The organism is Microcoleus sp. B5-D4 (assembly GCF_036705145.1).
Lineage (GTDB): Bacteria > Cyanobacteriota > Cyanobacteriia > Cyanobacteriales > Microcoleaceae > Microcoleus.
Map to the genome: position 1 here is coordinate 1 of NZ_JAUBTV010000171.1, position 3,413 is coordinate 3,413.

Annotated in this window: 4 protein-coding genes; 2 read left to right on the top strand and 2 right to left on the bottom strand. The window is 46.5% G+C overall.

Going from position 1 to position 3,413, the window contains the following annotated elements:
* Positions 1 to 106: 106 nt before the first annotated feature.
* Together QUB10_RS33860 and QUB10_RS33865 are read right to left on the bottom strand one after the other, a co-directional pair.
* On the bottom strand, positions 107 to 1,096 hold the full coding sequence (locus QUB10_RS33860) for an adenylate/guanylate cyclase domain-containing protein (protein WP_333152106.1): 990 nt from the start codon (positions 1,094 to 1,096) through the stop codon (positions 107 to 109).
* An 88-nt stretch (positions 1,097 to 1,184) separates the two neighbouring features.
* A complete protein-coding gene (locus QUB10_RS33865; RefSeq protein ID WP_333152108.1) occupies positions 1,185 to 1,415 on the bottom strand; it encodes a hypothetical protein in 231 nt (76 codons plus the stop codon).
* A 195-nt stretch (positions 1,416 to 1,610) separates the two neighbouring features.
* Here QUB10_RS33865 and hisF point away from each other — a divergent pair, with 195 nt between their 5' ends.
* Positions 1,611 to 2,402, top strand: coding sequence for an imidazole glycerol phosphate synthase subunit HisF (gene hisF / locus QUB10_RS33870; protein ID WP_333207489.1), 792 nt, complete (start codon positions 1,611 to 1,613; stop codon positions 2,400 to 2,402).
* A gap of 433 nt (positions 2,403 to 2,835) precedes the next feature.
* The gene (locus QUB10_RS33875; protein WP_333207491.1) at positions 2,836 to 3,177 is read left to right on the top strand and encodes a low temperature-induced protein; all 342 of its coding nucleotides are present in this window, start codon (positions 2,836 to 2,838) and stop codon (positions 3,175 to 3,177) included.
* Positions 3,178 to 3,413: the final 236 nt, after the last annotated feature.

The window sequence follows — 3,413 nt, forward strand, 5'->3', positions numbered from 1 at the left end:
GCGTAGGCGCTAAGAAAGAACGTTTCAAACTTATACCGCTGAGCTTACCCAGGTTTGCCTAGGTTTTTTAAAGCGGTTAATTTTTGCCCTGCACCCCATTTTCTAGCTATGGAGAACTTTTTCCTTTCGTTTTGAGAAAAGCGTTCAAGTCAGCATAAGTACCGCCGTAAGTCACGGTGGGAGTGTCGTAACCCTTTAAAGCAACGGTGTGCTGCTCGAAAGCGCCCTGGGCCCCCAATTGCGTCAGATATTTGTAGGTAGTTTCTCCCACAGCGATATCCTTGCCGAGTTGCTTGGTGCAAGATTCCAGGCGAAATGCTGCGTTTACAGTATCTCCCAAGGCAGTATAGTCCGATCGGTCGCTGCTGCCAGAATTTCCCACCATTGCATAACCAGTATTGATGCCGGCCCCGACTCGCAAAGGAAAAGGCAGCGGGTAACGGCTGCTGAGTTCGTCTGTTGCCTTGTGCAGTTCGCTCAAAGCTTGGCAAATCCGCATCATTTCCTCGCTGCTGACACCGCTGGTTTTGTGGAACCAGACGGCCATGATGGCATCGCCGATGTATTTGTCCACCCAACTGCCGTGTTCGCGAATGATCTGTCCTGCTTTGCGGAACCAATTGCCGATGACTTCCGAGAGGAGGGTTTCGTCTAGCTGCCTAGTCAAAACTGTAAAGTCTCGGATGTCCATTACCATGACGCTAATCAGGCTACGCACCGTCAAAGTCGCCGTAAAATCTTCAGAGTCTGTCTCGTGTATTGGATCGTGTCGGTGCCCGGCGGTTGGGTTGTAGAAGTCCAATTCGGTTTGACCGAAAATAATCCGATCGCCATTTCTGAGAGTGACAGGAATACTGACCCGCCGCCCGTTGACAAAGGAACCATTGCGGCTGCCCAAGTCGATTAGGTAGAACTCTCCTGTCTCCATTTGCTGTAACATCGCGTGATTACGGGAAATCCAGCGATCGGTCAGTACAAAATTATTGTCATCGCTCCGCCCTACTGTCCAGCAATTGCTGCCGGAGAGCGGCAAGTAGCGATTGCCGCTTTTCTCTGTACGAAGTACCAAATGTGGATTGGCTTGCAAAGTCACCACAGCCCTAAAAACGACATCAAGTCAACCGGTTTGAGGTTTTAAACTTTAAATTTTAACTTTACCGCGCGGCTTATGACTGAGATTGCTGCTAAAAAACCTCAAATCGGCCGTTCTCAAATCTAAAATTGTTTAGTCGATCGTCGATGCACCAAACCATACAGGATTGCCGAACCACAATTCGATCGCCAGCAAAGGTAGTTATGGTTCGATCATAAGCGAAATTGTCATATTTTTCACCCCACAGTTCTATCTGGGGAGTTAAATTTGGTGCTTTTTTGCTGAAAATATAACTATCTACCAATATTCTACCTAATGTCACGGCTCCCACTGCGATCCCAGTTTTATTTATGCTAAGGGGGCATAAAAAAACTGAAAAATGGCTCTCCGGCTCCGATCGAGAATTGTTAAACACAAGGTATCTTTAAGATTTGTTGCTTAACTTCTGGTTTTTGAAGATATCAACAAAGCCTTTTCCTCGCTGCGGCGGTCAATAAGTTGGAAATACGAGAATTTTATGTTGTCGAAAAGAATTTTGCCTTGTTTGGATGTGAAAGCCGGTCGCGTGGTCAAAGGTGTCAATTTTGTCAACCTTCAGGATGCTGGCGATCCGGTAGAAATGGCTCAGGTTTACAACGATGCCGGTGCTGACGAGTTGGTGTTTCTGGACATTACGGCGACTCACGAAGACCGGAATATTATGATCGATGTGGTGTATCGAACGGCCGATCGCGTATTTATCCCTTTGACGGTGGGCGGCGGCATCCAATCCTTAGACACAATTAAAAGTTTGTTGAGGGCGGGCGCTGATAAGGTGAGTATTAATTCGGCGGCGGTGCGCGATCCGAGTTTAATTGACAGAGCTAGCGATCGATTTGGTAATCAGTGCATTGTAGTGGCGATCGACGCTCGCAAACGGCAAGACGCAGATCATCCTGGTTGGGACGTGTACGTGCGCGGAGGGCGAGAAAATACCGGCAAAGATGCGATCGCCTGGGCAAAGGAAGCCGAACAGCGCGGCGCCGGCGAAATTCTGGTGACAAGCATGGACTCGGACGGCACTCAAGCCGGTTACGATTTGGAATTAACTCGCAGCATTGCCGAAATGGTCGAAATTCCCGTCATTGCTTCCGGCGGCGCCGGCAACTGCCACCACATCTACGAAGCCGTGACTGAGGGGAAAGCAGAAGCTGCACTGCTAGCTTCCCTGCTGCATTACGGGCAACTCAGTGTAGGAGAAATTAAAACTTATCTAGCAAAATTTCAAGTTCCCGTGCGACAGCAGCAGCCATTAGTTATTAGTCATTAGTCAGTGGATAGTCGATCGCATCTCATATCTTGCAACATTTTTAACAAACCGCTCTGCGGGTTCACTCCAGCGCCCTCTCACGTTGCAAAGAGGCTAAATAAATCCGCCCCCACCCCACGATAAAACCAGTTACTGACATTGATACTGCTATGTGAGGCGCATCCGAAGGCACTTATAGAGAATTTTTTTGATTCTACACAAGTGCCTTCTACATAAATCTCTTGGGGCGATCGACGCCAGTCAACTAGAAATATTCCCTGAGAAGGATTTCAAATACCAGCTTTTTCAGCTAAATATTATATATTAGCTCAATTTGAAAGAAAGCAACGGTTGCTTTTATCAAACTTGAGTTAAAGATTGTGCAGAATATGAGTGAGCTTCAGCCTGTTAACAATCTTAGCGATCAAAACTTCTAAAAACGGAGAAAATTTGTATGTCTTTTATCAGCTTTAACTTCCCTGCCAAGCGTTTAGTCCGCAGTTTAATAGCTGTTTGTTTTTGTGCTTTGATGTTTGTTTCTAATGCTTTCCCGGCTTTTGCAGTTACTAGCAGCCCCACAAAAGGTGAAGACCAACTTTTAGGAATTGAAAAAGAATCTCAAGAAGCTGTACTGAAAAAACCAATGTCCTTGGAAGAAACTCAAGAAAAAGCCAGCAAAGGACCCAACGAAGTTCAGGGAGACGCTGACATTGAAAAAATGAAAAATCCTTCCAATACACAAGCTACATCCTTTGAGCAACAAGTCAAAAAAGCTGTCAGCAAAGTTAAAGACTAACTCAGCGCGCAGTAGTCAGCGGACAGTTGTGAGTATAAAAGATTAGGGACACGGCGTAGTGCCGTGTCCCTAGATTTTTTTGTAGAGACACCGCACCGCGGCACATTATTGAAAAGCCAGTATCCAATCTAAATTTAGCTTGAGTTTTCATAATTGCTCTTAGGAATGAGAATTAAATAACTTCCACAAGTTTGTGGGATGGGCGTCCCGCCCGTCCAAAAAAGACGGGCGGGACG

What these genes read in the sequence shown, in the direction of transcription:
- hisF (WP_333207489.1), top strand. Translation starts at nt 1,611, where the DNA reads ATGTTGTCGAAAAGAATTTTGCCTTGTTTGGATGTGAAAGCCGGTCGC.
- QUB10_RS33875 (WP_333207491.1), top strand. Translation starts at nt 2,836, where the DNA reads ATGTCTTTTATCAGCTTTAACTTCCCTGCCAAGCGTTTAGTCCGCAGT.